This is a genomic window from Capnocytophaga gingivalis ATCC 33624, assembly GCF_000174755.1.
In the GTDB taxonomy this organism is placed as follows: domain Bacteria; phylum Bacteroidota; class Bacteroidia; order Flavobacteriales; family Flavobacteriaceae; genus Capnocytophaga; species Capnocytophaga gingivalis.
This window is the reverse complement of the sequence record NZ_ACLQ01000035.1, coordinates 1-16643: the sequence shown is the minus strand read 5'-3', so window position 1 is coordinate 16643 and position 16643 is coordinate 1. Positions and strand designations below refer to the sequence as shown.

General features: G+C 41.3%; 11 protein-coding genes. 4 read left to right on the top strand and 7 right to left on the bottom strand.

Annotated elements, in window-relative coordinates; translation table 11 throughout:
- The 6 genes from CAPGI0001_RS11475 to CAPGI0001_RS11450 all read right to left on the bottom strand — a co-directional run bounded on the left by CAPGI0001_RS11475 (position 1) and on the right by CAPGI0001_RS11450 (position 6332).
- On the bottom strand, positions 1-927 hold the full coding sequence (locus tag CAPGI0001_RS11475) for a glycosyltransferase family 2 protein (RefSeq protein ID WP_002670552.1): 927 nt from the start codon (positions 925-927) through the stop codon (positions 1-3).
- Entirely contained in the window at positions 924-2093 is a 1170-nt protein-coding gene (locus tag CAPGI0001_RS11470) for a glycosyltransferase family 87 protein (protein ID WP_002670444.1), read from the bottom strand. The genes CAPGI0001_RS11475 and CAPGI0001_RS11470 overlap by 4 nt, the downstream gene beginning before the upstream one ends.
- Positions 2094-2107: 14 nt before the next feature.
- On the bottom strand, positions 2108-3022 hold the full coding sequence (gene lgt / locus CAPGI0001_RS11465) for a prolipoprotein diacylglyceryl transferase (protein ID WP_002670716.1): 915 nt from the start codon (positions 3020-3022) through the stop codon (positions 2108-2110).
- A gap of 217 nt (positions 3023-3239) precedes the next feature.
- Positions 3240-4271, bottom strand: a complete 1032-nt coding sequence (locus tag CAPGI0001_RS11460) for an endonuclease/exonuclease/phosphatase family protein (protein ID WP_002670422.1) — start codon at positions 4269-4271, stop codon at positions 3240-3242.
- An 11-nt stretch (positions 4272-4282) separates the two neighbouring features.
- A complete protein-coding gene (locus tag CAPGI0001_RS11455; protein ID WP_002670430.1) occupies positions 4283-5422 on the bottom strand; it encodes a glucosaminidase domain-containing protein in 1140 nt (379 codons plus the stop codon).
- Positions 5403-6332, bottom strand: coding sequence for a 1-aminocyclopropane-1-carboxylate deaminase/D-cysteine desulfhydrase (locus tag CAPGI0001_RS11450; protein ID WP_002670711.1), 930 nt, complete (start codon positions 6330-6332; stop codon positions 5403-5405). The genes CAPGI0001_RS11455 and CAPGI0001_RS11450 overlap by 20 nt, the downstream gene beginning before the upstream one ends.
- A gap of 616 nt (positions 6333-6948) precedes the next feature.
- On the opposite strand from CAPGI0001_RS11450, the gene CAPGI0001_RS11445 reads away from it, so the two are divergent.
- Positions 6949-11160, top strand: coding sequence for a cobaltochelatase subunit CobN (locus CAPGI0001_RS11445; RefSeq protein WP_002670460.1), 4212 nt, complete (start codon positions 6949-6951; stop codon positions 11158-11160).
- Positions 11161-11267: 107 nt separating this feature from the next.
- Here CAPGI0001_RS11445 and CAPGI0001_RS11440 read toward each other — a convergent pair whose 3' ends face one another.
- Positions 11268-11810, bottom strand: a complete 543-nt coding sequence (locus tag CAPGI0001_RS11440) for a hypothetical protein (protein ID WP_002670404.1) — start codon at positions 11808-11810, stop codon at positions 11268-11270.
- A 213-nt stretch (positions 11811-12023) separates the two neighbouring features.
- Here CAPGI0001_RS11440 and tamL point away from each other — a divergent pair, with 213 nt between their 5' ends.
- The 3 genes from tamL (at position 12024) to ctlX (ending at position 16623) form a co-directional block, all read left to right on the top strand.
- Complete coding sequence (gene tamL / locus CAPGI0001_RS11435; RefSeq protein WP_002670585.1) at positions 12024-14597, top strand: translocation and assembly module lipoprotein TamL; 2574 nt, start codon at positions 12024-12026, stop codon at positions 14595-14597.
- A 30-nt stretch (positions 14598-14627) separates the two neighbouring features.
- On the top strand, positions 14628-15602 hold the full coding sequence (locus CAPGI0001_RS11430) for a deoxyhypusine synthase family protein (RefSeq protein WP_002670593.1): 975 nt from the start codon (positions 14628-14630) through the stop codon (positions 15600-15602).
- Positions 15603-15687: 85 nt separating this feature from the next.
- Positions 15688-16623 carry a citrulline utilization hydrolase CtlX gene (gene ctlX, locus CAPGI0001_RS11425; RefSeq protein WP_002670631.1) on the top strand — a complete coding sequence of 312 codons (936 nt, stop codon included), beginning with the start codon at positions 15688-15690 and terminating at the stop codon, positions 16621-16623.
- The last annotated feature ends 20 nt before the right edge of the window (positions 16624-16643 follow it).

Genomic DNA, 16643 nt, shown 5'->3' with positions numbered 1-16643 from the left:
TTACAAATGAGCTTCCTGAATGATATAGGCAGGTCTTTCCTTGGTTTGGGTGAATATTTTTCCGATATATACCCCGATGATGCCTAAGATAATCAACTGTAAACCTCCAAAAAAGACAATAGTCATGATAAGGGAAGCCCATCCTGATATTTCCGAGCCATTGAGGAAGGAGTAGATCACATAAGGGATGTACAGTACCGAGAGCAAGGAAAAGAAAAAGCCTAAGAATACTGCAAAGTAGAGAGGTTTTACACTGAAAGAGGTAACTCCACTTAGAGCAAGTTGGAACATTTTTTTGATCGTATATTTGGTCTCTCCCGAATGGCGTGCTTGAGCGGTATAGGGTACATATACTTGGTTGAAACCTACCCAAGGTACCATACCGCGTAGAAAGGGTTCATTCTCTTTCATCTGGCGAATGACCTCTACTACTGCCTGATCCAGTAGTCTAAAGTCGGCCGAACCTTCTTTGATTTCAATATCAGAAAGTAGGTTGAGCAGCTTGTAGAACTGTTGGGAACTCTTGCGTTTTTTCTTAGAAATTTCTGGAGGATAGGTGCGGAGGGTAGCTACTACTTGAGCCCCTTCTTCCCATTTATGAATGAGTGTAGGGATTAGAGCTGGTGGGTGTTGTAGGTCGGCATCCATGGAGATGACCGCTGGGGAAAAGGCATGATCTAAGCCTGCTTTCACAGCTAATTGGTGACCGAAATTACGAGAGAAAGAAAGGTATTTTACTCGCTCGTCTTCCTTGGCCAATTGTTCAAGTGTAAGAAGGGAGCTATCCACACTACCATCATTTACCAATAATAAATTGAAGTCATATTCAGGTAGCTCTTTAGCGAAAACTTCCTTAATGGCCTCATATAGTGGACGGATATTCTCACTCTCATTATAGCAGGGTACGACGATATCTATCTTTTTCATGAGGCAATTTCTTTAAGGTTAGTCTCTTGTTTTCCATAATCCAAGCGACACATTTCCCCAATAAGGGTCAGCCATATCAGGACTACTGGGACAGCCCTAAGGGAATAGCGGATAATATAGGGTTCCTTCAGCGGCTTGAATAGGTCTGTAGGGGAAAGTGAGGCCAAGAAAGCTAAAATTAACAGCGTGATTTTTAGGGCTTTATTTTCGTTGGGAGAAGCCATAAACCAAATGCCAATACCTACATAAGCTATGATATAGGTGCTATTTTCAGTTCCTGTACTGAACAGACATAAGAACATACTCACTGAGGCTAAGAACATGAGCCTAAAGCGTAAGTGTTTGTATTGTCCTATACGCAGATAGGGAAGAGCAAAAAGGACTAAGGCTATGGCAATTACAATTAGGTTGTTGTTGAATAGTCTTGTACGTTGTAAAAACCCTAAAAAGGAGAGGTTTTGTAAGTTATAATGTGAAGCGTCCATATTTTCTCCATTCTTCTGGGAAAGGGAAATGTACCAATCATGATATTGGGAAAGCACATATTCAGGGGAGGAATATAGCATAGGCAAGCAAAAGAGCAAGGCAGCCCATAATAGACCTGACCATACAAAGCGTCCTTTGTCCTTGGCAAAGAAAAAGAAGGCCAAACCGACAATTCCATAGAGTTTGGTCAAGGCACCTATCACAATAAAAAGGGTTGCCCAGTGACTTTCCCCTTTTTCTACAAAAACGAAAGCCACTACCAAAAGGGCGATGACACTGATGTTGAACTGTTGCATAGCCGCTGCTGTATACATATCATGGGCAGCTATCAGTAATATTCCTATAATAGCTCCCTTGGACAGAGGCAATTGACGAATAGCCCAATAAAGGAAGGCTACATTGACCAATATCCATAAAGCACAACCCAAAGAGGAGGGCAAAAGAGCAAAAGGGGCTATAATTGCACTAAAGAATACCCCATAATGATTCATATCCCCATATTCTTCTGGATAGGGAATAAAGAGGGGAAGCTGCTTGAGGGTGTGATTAAAAACACCCTCGAAGATAAGGTAATTGTTGTACTTACCCCGAATCACTACATTTTGGAGGATAGTAGCCAGCGCCAATCCCGCCCAAAGGATAGCTGCAAAACGTTCGTTATAGAATAGCTTCTTTAGCATTTGTGACGAGTAGGTTACACATTTCTTTTCTTAAAAAACAGCAAGAATACTCCAGCGAGGATAAAGGGGATACTCAGCCACTGTCCTGTGGAGAAGATGCCTAAGGTATTTTCTATACCTCCTTGGCTGTCCTTGACATATTCTGTAAAGAAACGTATTGTCCAAAGCGCAATGAGGAATACTCCAAAGATAAAGTAAGGTTGGTTTTTCTTGTTGGTTTTCCAGTAGAGATAGTAAAGTAGCCAAAAAAGGAAGAAGTAGCAGATAGCCTCATATAACTGTACAGGATGACGGTAGGGTATCTGGTTATAGATCTCGACAAACTGAGGGTTGTGGGCTATCATAGCAAAGGCTTTCTGTGGGGTATTCTCTCCTGTGAGCTGCATGGCTTGGTTAATAGGAAAGTCTCCTGATTGTAGAAATTTTACACCTAAAGGAAAGCTCTTATCCACCACTTTTCCTACAATTTCAGAGTTCATAAAGTTGCCAAAACGAACAAACATACCTCCTATGGTGATAGGTATGACAATGCGGTCAAGTATCCAAGATAGTTTGAACTCAGGATATTTACGAATGTATAGGACCATTGCAAGGATAATCCCTACCGCAGCACCATGACTGGCCAAGCCTGAAAAACCTGTAATCTCGAAGGAGGGAGAGAAGCGGAAAGGAAGGATGATTTCTAATGGATGTTCCTTAAAATAGTCCCAATCATAGAAAAAAACATGTCCTAAGCGAGCTCCTAAGAGGGTCGCAATGGCTACATAAATGACTAAAGCATCAAGCTTATCCAAGGATTTATGTTCAGCTATAAAAATCTTTTTCATGATGTAAAAGCCTAAGGAAAAGGCTATTACAAACATCAGACTATAGTAGCGTATCTGTATGAAATGCAGGTCAAATAGTACCTGATTGGGATTCCAGTCCATGTGAATTATTTTTATAAGGCACAAAAGTACGAATTTTAATTGTTAATTGTCAAGGGCTAATTGTTAATTTTCATTCGTGGGCCATCCCTAAAAAGTGTAGCCAAGCAAATGAGTTTGGGTATGTAGTGAAGAGTGAAAAGTAAAGAGTCTTCATTCTACGACTACTAAGAGCCATCTCCTATTTACAGAAGGCTGTTCCCTGCTTTCTGTTCACAGTTCACTGCCTCTTTTTAAGGGTGGCCCTGATAGGGAAGTGATCGGAATAATCTCTTCCTGTATATACCTTGTGGGAGGTAATCTTAAAGTAAGGATCAGCCAGTATATAGTCGATACGGAAAGGAAAATAAGGGAAGTCATAGGTGCGCCCGAATCCGCTACCTGCTTCCTCAAAGCTATCCACTAAGCCCCTATCTTGGAACTTCTGGTAGAGGTAGGAAAAAGCAGTGTTGTTAAAGTCTCCACATACCACAATAGGGTAGGGGCAGCTGTCGGCATGGGCATTGAAAAGCTCTACCTGTGCTTGCTGAATGGCAAACCTGCGAGGTAGCTTTAGGAAAATTCGCTTGGAGTTCTCTTGGGATATGTCGGTGTCTTCTATGTGAAAAGATTCAAAGTGAAGACTATATAGTCTTAGGGTATCTCCATTGACTACAATATCAGCATAGACTCCATTGTTTCCAGTATGGGGGAAGTCCAAAGAGCCACTGTTTATAATAGGATAGTCACTGAGAATGGCTTGTCCTATCTTATCTTTTTTGTGTTTGTAGATGAATTTCTTATATTTGTAAAAAGGGAAACTCTCTTTTTCTTTGTAGTAAAATTCTTGTAAAGCAAGGATCTTGGGATGTTCTTCTTTGACAAAGGTAAGGATTTTTTCCCTTAGCAGCGTATCAGAACTCCATTTGTAGTGGTTGAACAGTCGTACATTGAAGCTCATTACACTGAGTTGTTCAGGGGAAGTGACATTGTTTTTAGGCAACTGTACAAAACGGTGTATAAAGGGAAGTCCTATACAAAAGAGGATGCCCGAGAAGAGGAAAATCCACTTACCTCGGGCGATCCATATACCTATAAAAACAATGTTCAGAAGCATTAGTATCGGAGTGAAAACACTCAAGGAGGCATACTCAAAGTAGCGAGGAGGTATAAAGGGGAGTAGATAGGCGAAAAGTAATATTACGCCTATCCCTCCATTGATTATGAAAATGATTTTCTCTACCCAAGAGAGTGCGCTCCATATATGCTTCATGTAGGGGTGTTTTATTCTCGTATCACGAGGACTTGTCCTAAATTGATATTTGAGTTGTTCATATTGTTCAGGCTCATGAGTTGTTCTACACTCACTCCTGATCGGCGGGATATATTATATAGAGTATCTCCCTTCTTGACAATGTACATTTTGATAAGTTCCATAGCTACTTCCTCAGGTTTGGCCTGTGTATTGGGCTTTGTGACAGAGGTATTATTCACTTCAGTACTATCTTTTCTGACAATAGCTTTTTCTTTTGGTGTAACCTGAGTGCTATCCACTTTTTGAGTAAGGGCTGTAGTGTCCTTTTTCTGGGTATTTTCTCTTTTGGCAACACTCTTTTCTCCAGTGGGTACTACAGTCGTGGTACTCTTCGCAACAGTTGAGTTTGTCTTTGCAGGTGCTGTCTTGGCTATTTCTTTCTTAGCACCTATAGGTAGGGGAGGGGTGTTGGGAATAGGGGAGAGGGATTTCTCTTCCTTGTAGGCATACCCAAGTACTTCTGTATCATACTGGTGTAGCTCGTACTTATTGATAAGCAAAAGGAGCTTTTGCGCATAGCCAGGGTCAGTGGCATAGCCAGCTTTTTTTAGGCCATGAGCCCAGCCCTTGTAATCACCAGCCTTTAACTCAAAGAGGGAAGCATAGCGAGAGCGGTTTACTAGGAATTGCGAATGGTCTTCGAAAGAGGCTTCAGCATGTTCGTATTTTCTAAAACACTCTCCTTTGGCATCGTCATCATGGATGATGGTATCTCCTTCCCAACCATAATGGCACTTGATGCCAAAGTGATTGCGAGCATGGCGTGCCAAGCGCCCTTGTCCAGAGCCACTCTCCAAGATCGCTTGGGCTAAGGTGATACTGGCAGGGATACCATAGCGCTGCATCTCGACCATAGCTATATCCTTATAGGTGTTGATATATTCACGAATGAGGGCAGGGGTTACCTTCACCGCCGAGGTGGCTTTCAGCTCCTCAGGAGTTTCAGGGACTTCCTTATTGATATAGGTTTCACTGCGCTTGCTCTCAGTGAGTACCTTCTCTGGTACACGCGAGACAATAGGCTTGTGTGAACTAACAGTTTTTTGGGTAGTACCACAAGAGCTTACAAGCGCGACCAAGGCTAAGAGGCTAAGTAATTTCTTTTTCATAATCCAATATTTCTTTCTTTTTTTTATTAAGTTTTTGGTTCATTCCATATATACCTTGCAATCCACCAGTGTGGATAGCCATTATTTTACTGTTATCAGGGAAAAATCCCTTCTCTATCAGGCAGGTAACCCCATAGATCATCTTTCCTGTATATACAGGGTCTAAGGGGATATGTGTTTGCCTAAAAAAATCATTCAGAAAGCGGATAAAATCATCATTTACCTTGGCATATCCGCCTAAGTTATAGTCATGGATCAGTTGCCAATGGTCATTGGGGTGTATCCATTTTTTTATTTCTTCTTCTAAAAACCTTCCGCACAGGGCAGGGAATCCCAGTACTCTTTGGTGAGGAGCCGCACTATTGATAAGCCCAGCTATGGTACCTCCTGTACCCACGGCGGTGGTGATAAAATCGTATATGGTATCTTCAGGGGTAAGGATTTCCTCGGTACCCTTGATGGCCAGAGGATTGGTACCCCCCTCTGGGACATAGTAATAGTCACCAAAGCGCTCAAAAAGTGCTTCCTTGAAGGATTCTGTATGTTTTAAGCGAAAATCCTCACGAGTGACAAAGTGAAACTGCATACCACACTCTTGTGCAAAGTGGAGCGTGGGGTTTGTCGCTATAGCAGAGGCTAATTCGTCACCACGAATTACTCCAATGGTCTCTATGCCAATCATTTTCCCTGCATAGGCAGTGGCTGCTATATGGTTGGAATAGGCGCCACCAAAGGTTATCAGTCGTTTGTATCCCTTAGATAGCGCTTCTTGGACATTGTATTTAAGCTTTCTATACTTGTTTCCCGAAACATGTATATGGGTCTTGTCCTCTCGCTTTATGTATAATTCTATCCCATGAGGATAGTCAATAGGAACCTTTTGAGTCTCTATAGGGGGAATGTTTATCACTTCTTTGGGCTCTAAATTGTTAGTGCAAAATTACAAGCTATTGAGGGAATCTCTGGCAAAAGGATGGTGAATAACAATAATAAGTGTTCGTTTTTTAAGAAAAATGATAGTAAAAATATTCAATTGTAATATATTGAAAATAAGTGTATTGTATTTGTTTTAAGAGAGTTTTTAGTATAAGGAATTAACGATAATGAAATAATTTTCAACAAAAACGCTGCTGTTGTTAATTAGTTGATTTTAATACGAATTTATGTTAAATAAATTGTAAATGTTTATAATTAAAATACAATGAATGTTGATAACATTTAGAGTGGAGAATAGGGGGATATGGGGAAAGTCGCGTGAACGAGTGTGTGAGTAAAACCATTGTAGAACAGTAGGGGCGAATTGCAATTTGCCTCCTGATTTAAGAAGCATTTTTCCTTACTCATGGGCAATTCGCTTTTGTTTATAGTGCAATTCTCTTTCCTCTGTTATACTTGATTACCTTTGCGAAAATAAAAAAATCGTTTCGTAGTGAGAAGTTTCAAAAAAAATCGTATTTTTGCGCTATTGCAAATTATATAAAATAAATCTAAATATCAATAACAAAAAAGAGTAAATTACGTATGCTATGAGAAAAAAAATAGTATGGCTGTTTCTGGCATTGTTCCTCTGTGGAGGGGGGTATTTTCTCTGGCGCAAGTATGTGGCGCCTACACGAATCGCCTTGGTGAACTTCCTGAGCTATCAATCGTCCAATGTGATTTTGTCCAACAAGGATAGGTTTATCCGCTTCGATGAGGTACCTTTGGAAGAGCTTGACCGGCTTAGAGGGTATGACTTTGTACTTATTTGGGGGATGGGAATGAAAATAACCCAAGAACAGCGGGAACTTCTGCAAGAAATCTCTCAGAGGGTGCCTTTCCACAGTTTTGCTGTGACCAATCCTGACAATGATATCAATAGCTTAGGGGCAACCGATAGCCAACGTATATCGGAGTATTTGGAGAGTGCCAATAGGGATAACTACCAGAACTTGGCTCGTTATGTACGTAAGTATATTGATAAGAAATGGTTTGCCCAAGAACCAGCTCCAGCTATTGAGCGCAAGGAGAATGTATATTTTCACTTGGATGATGACCTTTCTTTTGATTCACGACAGGCTTATGAAAAATATATTAGAGAGCATAATTTTTATAAGGAAGGTGCCCCTCGTATAGCAATCGTAGCAGGACTACATGAGCCTTTCGGTGGAAATAAGGAACATCTCAATGGGGTGATTTCTGCCTTAGAGCAGGAGGGTATGAATGTATATCCTTTTACGGCTCAGTCCAAGCGTATTGAGTTTTTGGAAGAGATTAATCCTGATGCCATTGTTTATTTTCCTCATGGACAGATGATGATGGGAGCTCCAGAGACATTTATCAATTGGATAAAACAAAAGAATATTCCTTTCTTTACGGGGCTCTCTGTACTGAGTTTGCAGGAAGATTGGGAAAAAGATCCTATGGGAATGGCTGGAGGCTTCTTAGGACAAACAGTGGTAATGCCTGAGTTGGATGGAGCACTTTATCCTTATGTGGTCATTGCTCAGCAGAAGAATAAGGATGGCTATTATTACCTTGATGCCATCAAGAACCGTGCAGCTAAGTTTGCCAAGATTATACACAATTTTACCCAACTGAAAAAGCAGGCCAATCAAGATAAGAAATTGGCTATTGTATATTTCAAAGGGGTAGGGCTTAACCCTCCTGTAGCACAAGGCTTGGAGGTGGTCGAGTCGCTCTACCATTTTCTACAAGAGCTCAAAAAGGAGGGGTATCGGGTAGAAGGTCTCCCTGCTACAGTCGCGGAGTTCAATACGTTATTGGTCAATCATGCCAATACTTATAGGGCAGGAGCTAAAGGGGAGATAGAGCGCTTTCTCTCTCAGGGAAATCCAGCTTTGGTAGAGGCTGCCGAATTGGATAGTTGGCTCAAACAAGCCTTGCCTACCTCGCTCTATAAGGAGGTAATCACTCGCAATGGAGCAGTTCCTGGCACCTATCTCTCCACAGAGAAAGGAGGAAAAGAGTACTTGGCGGTAGCTCAGCTTACTTTTGGTAATGTAACCATACTGCCACAACCTCCTGCAGCCATCAGTACTGAGGATGATTTCAAGGTGCAGCATGGAGTAAAGGAGATTCCTCCTTATGCTTATATAGGGGCATATCTGTGGATACAACATGGCTTAAAGGCGGATGCATTGATCCACTTTGGTACTCATGGCTCTTTGGAATTTACGCCTAATAAGCAGGTGACACTCTCGGATTACGATTGGGGGGATATTCTGGTAGGCACAGTACCGCACTTTTACTATTATACTATCGGAAATATAGGGGAGGCTATGACTGCTAAGCGCCGTTCGTATGGCTCCTTAGTCTCTTATCTGACACCTGCTTTTACCGAAAGTGACATGCGCAACACTTTCAATGAATTAGAGAATGCGATTCTTGCTTATCAGAAATCCAAACAAGAAGCAGATAAAAATACGATTTCTCTGCATATCAAAAAGTTAGCCGTAGGTATGGGCTTACATCGCGATTTGCGTTTGGATAGTATTCTTTCCAAACCATTTACCGAGGAGGAGATAGACCGTTTGTCCAACTTTGCCGAAGAGATAGCTACAGAGAAAATCAATGGGGAGCTCTACACCATGGGAATACCTTATGCTCCTGATAAGATTCTCTCCACTGTGATGGCGATGTCCGCAGATCCCATCGCTTATAGTATAGCTGCTCTGGATAAGCTCGAAGGGAAGGTGACTGAGAAAGAGCTTAAAAGAAAGGTTTTCTTCTCTGAGAAATACCTAAATCCAGCAAAAGCTTTGGTCAGACAGATTCTCTCAGGAAAGCCTGTCACGACGGAGCTTATTTGTAACTATGCACATATTGTCCCTAAAGATCTGGAAAAAGCCAAGGAACTTTTGGCTAAAGAAGCAGAAAGTGGGATGCCTTATTTCTTGAAAAAACAGATGGAGAAAAAAGCAACACCTTCTTCTCAGGGACAAGGGAAAAAACCAGATGCCGTAGGCAAGCCAACAAAAACCAAAAAAGCACCGGCTAATAAGGTGGAAAGCAAACCCCTGACTCCGGAGGAACTGGCAGAGATAGCCGCTAAGAAAGCCAAGCTCAATAGAGCACAAGCTATTGTGGATATCGAGAAGTCAATCCTAAGTGTGGCTACCTATCGTGAGGGGTTGCAAAATAGTCCTCAGGCAGAGGAAAAAGCTTTCTTTAACGCTCTTAAGGGCGGCTATACACCTCCTTCTTCAGGGGGGGATGCCGTAGCCAATCCTAAGGGAGTTCCTACAGGGCACAACCTGTATGCAGTCAATGCCGAGGCGACTCCTTCCAAGTTGGCTTGGGACAGAGGAGTGACTTTGGCACAGAATGTCCTAAAGGAATACAAGGATAAGCATGGGGATTTTCCTAAGAAGGTGGCCTATACTTTCTGGAGTTCGGAATTTGTCGAAACAGAAGGAGTTTCTATAGCACAGGCACTGTATATGCTGGGAGTAGAACCAGTATGGGATACTTTTGGCAGGGTAGGCGATATCCGCCTGATTCCTTCGGATGAGTTGGGTAGACCTCGTATCGATGTGGTGATACAGACCTCTGGTCAGTTCCGTGACTTGGCTGCTTCTCGCTTGTTCCTTATTACCAAGGCGATAGAAATGGTCAGCGCCTTACCTGAGGAGACTTATACTAATGAAGTAAGTGCTGGTAGTGTGGATATAGAAAAAGAATTGGTAGCAGCAGGAGTACCGCCAAAACAAGCCCGACAGATGGCCACTCAGCGTATTTTTGGAGGCTTGCAAGGTAGGTACGACACAGGAATTAAGGAACTGATCAATGCTGGAGATAAATGGGAAACCCAAAAGGATATCGCTCAGGTGTATATGCATAACATGGGCGCTTTCTATGGTAGCAAAGACAATTGGAGCCAGTTTCAAGAAGGAATGTTCCGTGCAGCTATCAAGAATGCGGATGTACTCATCCAGCCCCGACAGAACAATACTTGGGGAGCTCTGAGCCTTGACCACGTGTATGAGTTCATGGGAGGAATGAATGCCGCTATCAAGGAGGTGACAGGCAAGGATCCTGATGCCTACTTGGCAGATTACCGCAATCATAAGAATATGCATATGCAAGAGCTCAAGGAAGCTATAGGGGTGGAAGCACGCTCAACAATTCTAAACCCCAAATACATTAAGGAGATGATGAAGGGAAAAGCTGCAGCTGCAGGGCAAATACAGGAAATTGTAACCAATATGCATGGCTGGGAAGCCACTCGCCCAGAACTGATCGATGATGCTCTATGGGAGGAAGTGTATCTTACTTATATAGAGGACAAGCAGCAATTGGGGGTAACCGACTTTATTCGTCGAGAGAATGCTACTGCCTTGGAGGAAGTCACCGCAGTGATGCTTGAGGCTACTCGTAAGGGAATGTGGAAGGCCTCTCAGGCACAAATAAGCAAACTCGCTACCCTGCATACGGATTTGGTGAAAGAGTTTGGGGTAACCTCATCAGAGTTTTCTTCAGAGAATAAGAAGCTCCAAGCCTATATCTCACAAAAAGCACCTCAAGCCAACGCAGAGGCTTACCAAAAGCAGCTCAAGCAGGCGAAAGAGTCCTCCACTCAGCTGCAGGATAGTAAGGATGGTAAGCTTCTGAAAAAGGAAGAAACCTCTACTGCTCAAGAGAAAAAGAAAGTCTCTCTCAATATCCTTTGGGTAGGACTTGCTGCCTTAGTAGCACTTATTGCTTTGGTGATTTTTGTTAAGAAAAGAAGAAAGTAAAAGAAAATATCAGTATTTTTTAATTCCCTGTAGGTAAAGACACTATGCCCTTACCTACAGGGAATTGTTTTTCAGCAGAAAGATTGTTATAATGAAAATGAGGTGTCTCAATCCTTTCTTGGAGGATAGGCACTTATTATAGTCGGGTCGAAAGGTTCTTCTTCTCGTACTGGTAGAAAATTATTCCATTTCCTATCTCTGAAAAGTTGTCTTATTTTATTTCTAAATTCCTCATTAGTTAGAAGTTCTTTGGTATCTTCATATTCTTTATACCACTCAGATTTTTTAACTACCTCTATAAACATTTCCATTTCCTCATAGTATAGAAAACCTAAATCTTTCATATATTCTGTGGCATGATAAAATTCTCTTTCTTCAGCCACTTCCATACATACTTGATTGGTAGGACTAAAATACACTTCATCAAGATATTCCCTAATCATAGAGTATTTAGCTTCTCTTGCTCCTTCTATAGAATAAACTTTTCCATCAATTTCTTGAGTAAATTGTTTATCTACTTCATCTAAATTAAGTTCCTGCTGAATTTCGTTGAAAATTCTTTCAGCTTCGTTCTTTCTCAAATCTAGTTCAGGTCTATATATCATAAACCAACGATGAATGTAGTCCAATAGAATTTCTTCTGTTTCCATATAAATTAATGTTTAATTTTATTGCACAAAATACAACATAATTTAAAAAAAAGCAAGTAATAATGGCTGTGATAGAGAGAACTATTGTACTCATCTTAGAAAATGAGAAAGTAAAATTATCTTTCTTACTTTAAAATAGAGAATTAACGCTTTTTTATTATTGATATACCATATAAAATTTGTAATTTTGAGCCGAATTTTTTAAGTTGCTGGATGAAGTGTAATTTTTTTATAAAAGCCTTATTATTACTGTGTTTGTTCTCTCTTTCAGGTTGTAGTCCTACTAAGAAGGTACCTGAAGGAGCGTATCTCTTGCGCAAAAATGATATCAATGTGGACGGAAAAGCGCCTAAGAACAGCCATGTATATGGATACTTGCGCCAGGAACCGAACTCCAGATTGTTGGGGATTCCTATAGGGCTTTTGATCTATAACTTAGCGGATGATCAGTCAGAAGAAAATTATCAAAAATGGCTCGAGCGCCATCCCCGATGGCATCGATTCTTGGATGGATTCCTTTCTAAAAAGCAAACTCAGCGCTTGGGAAAATCTTTCTTGGTCTCTGGAAAAGACAGGCTCTTGCAACGAATGGGACAGCCTCCAGCTATATTGGATACCGCTCAGGTGAACAAATCCACCAAAGTGCTCAAGGCTTATTATAACAGTGTGGGGTACTATAACAGTAAGGTGGAGCATGATATCCTCCCCTTGGAAAAGAAAAAAGAGGCAGCTGTAGTCTACTCTATAGAAAAGGGAATGCGATACTATATTGATTCTCTGGATACTCGTATCCTCTCTCCTGAGATAGATACACTCTACAAAAAGCATATAGGTGAACGACTGATTAAGAATCATACCCATTACTCCTTGGAGAAATTTACCAACGAACGCTCTCGTATCACCACCCTCTTGCGTAACAATGGGTTCTATAACTTCCAACAAAGTGCGATTGATTTTACCATTGCGCGGGATACTGTAGCTTATAATAATGATTCGTTGATCAATGTAACAACCACCATTGCCAATTATACCGATCGCTCTACGGATCCTCCTACTGAAAAAACTTATAAGAAACACCTCATCAAAAAAGTATATCTCTATACAGATTATGACTCCTCTCTGCAAACTACTATCTATGATTCTGTGGAGTACAAGGGGATTACCTACTACTATCGCAATAAGTTGCACTATCGTAAGCAGACGCTCTATGATGCTATCGCGCTGCGTCCCAATACACTCTATCGCGATATAGACCGCAACAATGCTTACCGACAGATCAATAACCTTAGGGCATTTAAGTATCCTAATATACAGTATCGTTATGCCAAGAAGGATTCTTTGGAAAGAACTCTGGAGGCCGATATATTCTTGGAGCCACTTTCTCGCTTCTCTATAGAGACCAACTTGGAGCTTTCTCGCTCTTCTATACAGGAATTTGGAATAGGATTCAATACCTCTCTGATCGCAAGGAATGTTTTCCGAGGAGCGGAAACCCTTGAGATAACTCCTCGTGTAACCCTGGGAGCACAGCAATTTCCGGATGGAACGTCAGCTTTCTTTAATATATTCGAATATGGAGGAGGATTGCGCCTTACGATACCACGTATTTGGTTTTTCGGAAGTATAGAATCCCTGATTCCTTATTCCAAAACTCCACAGACAATCTTGCAGTTTACCACCAGTACCCAGCAGAATATAGGGTTGGATAAGCAGAAGACAAGCGGAGTGCTGCGCTATACTTGGAGTCCTAATACACAGAATCGCAATATATTGGAGCTCTTGGATGTGGAATTTGTCCGAAACAAAAATCCTGAAAACTATTTCCGATTGTACAGGTCTTCGTATAACGCTCTGAATGACTTGGCTAAAAAGCACAATGCTCCCGCCGCTGTGATGGACAATGATGGCAATCTCAATGATCGAGAGGGGGCTATTGCTTATGTGATCTGGGCGTCCAAACAGGGAGGCTATGCGGGCTATCCACAAGATACTAAGGATTTGTATAATATCTTCCAGAGATATTATCGAATGACTAAGAATGATCTTATCATGGCTACGAGTTTTACCTATATGTCTAACAATACATTTAACTATTACGAGCCTGATTATGAGCAGTTTCGAGTAAAAGTGGAGACAGCAGGTAATATCCCTCAATTGCTCAGTATAGTACGTAAGCTTCCTAAGGATGATCAAGGGCAGCGCAAGTTCTTGGATGTCACCTATGCACAATATGCCAAGGCGGAGCTTGAGTATATCAAGCACATCCCGCTGACTATAAGGAAGAATGGAGGAGAGGTATTTGCTTTTCGCACCTTTATAGGTTTTGCTATGCCCTATGGCAATGGGAAAAGTATTCCTTTTTCCAGAAGCTACTTTGCAGGAGGTTCCAATGACAACAGAGGGTGGCGAGCGTACTCTCTGGGTCCAGGTTCTTCGGGCTCTCCCTTGGAGTTCAATGAAGCCAATTTCAAGTTTACTGCCAATGCCGAGTACCGATTTACCATAGCCAATGCACTCAAAGGGGCTTTGTTCTTGGATGCTGGAAATGTATGGCACCTGATGGATGATGAAGAAAATACAGATTATAAGCTCGATAGCTTCTCGGATATTGCAGATGTAGCACTGGCTACAGGGTTTGGATTGCGTTATGATTTGAACTATTTTGTTATCCGTGGTGATTTTGGAATGAAGCTCTATGACCCTTCCAAATATGCGACACATCATTGGACAAATGAGCTGAAACTTTCTAATTTTGTTTTTAATATAGGGATAAATTATCCTTTCTAAAATATGTATAACTTAATAAATATTTAAAAAATGAATAAAGGACCTATTTCTCAATTCATTGAGAAGAACTTTCTACACTTCAATGCAGCTGCTTTAGTAGATGCTGCTAAGGGTTATGAAGCCCACCTACAAGGAGGTGGTAAGATGCTTGTGGCACTTGCTGGGGCTATGAGTACTGCAGAACTTGGAATTTCTTTGGCGGAGATGATTCGCCAAGGCAAAATAGATATTATCTCTTGTACAGGGGCTAACCTTGAGGAAGATGTTATGAATCTTGTGGCACATTCTCACTACAAGCGTGTACCTCACTACAGAGACCTTACTCCTGAGCAGGAAAGAGAGCTCTTGGATAGTCACTACAATCGAGTTACTGATACTTGTATCCCAGAAGAAGAGGCTTTCCGCCGCCTTCAAAAACATTTGGAAGAAGTATGGCACAAGGCTGAGGAAAAGGGCGAACGCTATTTTCCTCACGAATTTCTTTACCAAGTGGTACGCTCTGGAGTATTGGAACAATACTATGAAATAGATCCAAAAAACTCTTGGATACTTGCTGCAGCAGAGAAAAATATCCCTATTATATGCCCAGGTTGGGAAGATTCCACTACAGGAAATATCTTTGCCGCTAATGTCATCAAAGGCAACTTAAAGGCTTCTACTGTCAAGACTGGTATTGAGTATATGATATACCTTACTGAGTGGTATAGAAATAATTCTTCAGGTAAGGGTGTGGGCTTTTTCCAGATAGGAGGAGGAATCGCAGGAGATTTCCCTATCTGTGTCGTACCTATGATGTATCAAGACTTAGAATGGGAGGATGTGCCTTTCTGGTCTTATTTCTGCCAGATTTCTGACTCTACTACCAGCTATGGTTCTTACTCTGGAGCTGTGCCTAACGAGAAAATAACTTGGGGTAAACTCGATATAGATACTCCTAAATATATCGTAGAATCCGACGCAACTATTGTTGCACCTCTTATATTTGCTTATATACTTAATCAGTAAGCAGTGAACAGCGAGCAATGAACATAGAATCATTGCTCGTTAATCACTAATTATTGAACATTAATCATTAATAATGTGTTAGGAGATGAAAAAACAAATTACCGATACTGTATTGATGGTACGCCCTGTTCGTTTTAGGACGAATGAGGAGACGATTGTCAATAATTATTTCCAGAAGGGAATAAATATTACCCAAGAAGAAATCAACCGGAAAGCGCAACAGGAGTTCGATATGTTAGTTCAAAAGCTGAAGGAAGTGGGAGTACATGTCATTCAAGTGGAGGATATATACGAGCAGGATACGCCTGATTCTATCTTCCCTAATAATTGGATTAGCTTCCACAACAATGGAGATGTGGCCATCTATCCTATGTTTGCTGAAAACCGACGTAGAGAGCGTCGAGAAGATATTCTCGATATAGTCGAAGAGGCAGGCTTCGAGATAGAAAATGTATTTGACTATACAGAAGCTGAGGATGAAGGTATTTTCTTGGAAGGAACAGGCGCCATGGTCTTGGATAGGATACACCGCAAGGCCTATTGTGCCCTATCCCCCAGAGCCTCTGAGGAATTATTTATTGAATTCTGTGAGGATTTTGAATATACTCCTGTCATATTTAGAGCTTTTCAGAAAACCGATGGGGAGCTAAAACCTATTTATCATACCAATGTGATGATGGCCTTGGGTAGGACTTTTGCGATTGTTTGTCTCGATACTATCGAGGATAAAAAGGAACGCAAAAATGTATTGAACCATTTAAAAGAAGATAAAAAGGAAATCATTACCATTAGTAGAGAACAGGTTGATTATTACGCAGGTAATATGCTTGAGGTAAAAGGCAAAGAACATTCTTACTTAGTGATGAGCCAAACAGCTTACGAGTCACTTACTCCTCAGCAAATCGAGGCTATAGAACGACATACTCAGATTCTTTATAGTGATCTTTCCACTATAGAAATCTGTGGAGGAGGTAGTGCTCGCTGTATGTTGGCGGAAGTGTTCTTACCTCATTCTAAGTGAAGAATGAAAAATGAATAGTG

What these genes read in the sequence shown, in the direction of transcription:
- CAPGI0001_RS11475 (WP_002670552.1), bottom strand. Translation starts at nt 927, where the DNA reads ATGAAAAAGATAGATATCGTCGTACCCTGCTATAATGAGAGTGAGAAT.
- CAPGI0001_RS11430 (WP_002670593.1), top strand. Translation starts at nt 14,628, where the DNA reads ATGAATAAAGGACCTATTTCTCAATTCATTGAGAAGAACTTTCTACAC.
- CAPGI0001_RS11470 (WP_002670444.1), bottom strand. Translation starts at nt 2,093, where the DNA reads ATGCTAAAGAAGCTATTCTATAACGAACGTTTTGCAGCTATCCTTTGG.
- CAPGI0001_RS11445 (WP_002670460.1), top strand. Translation starts at nt 6,949, where the DNA reads ATGAGAAAAAAAATAGTATGGCTGTTTCTGGCATTGTTCCTCTGTGGA.
- tamL (WP_002670585.1), top strand. Translation starts at nt 12,024, where the DNA reads ATGAAGTGTAATTTTTTTATAAAAGCCTTATTATTACTGTGTTTGTTC.
- CAPGI0001_RS11455 (WP_002670430.1), bottom strand. Translation starts at nt 5,422, where the DNA reads ATGAAAAAGAAATTACTTAGCCTCTTAGCCTTGGTCGCGCTTGTAAGC.
- ctlX (WP_002670631.1), top strand. Translation starts at nt 15,688, where the DNA reads ATGAAAAAACAAATTACCGATACTGTATTGATGGTACGCCCTGTTCGT.
- CAPGI0001_RS11440 (WP_002670404.1), bottom strand. Translation starts at nt 11,810, where the DNA reads ATGGAAACAGAAGAAATTCTATTGGACTACATTCATCGTTGGTTTATG.
- lgt (WP_002670716.1), bottom strand. Translation starts at nt 3,022, where the DNA reads ATGGACTGGAATCCCAATCAGGTACTATTTGACCTGCATTTCATACAG.
- CAPGI0001_RS11460 (WP_002670422.1), bottom strand. Translation starts at nt 4,271, where the DNA reads ATGAAGCATATATGGAGCGCACTCTCTTGGGTAGAGAAAATCATTTTC.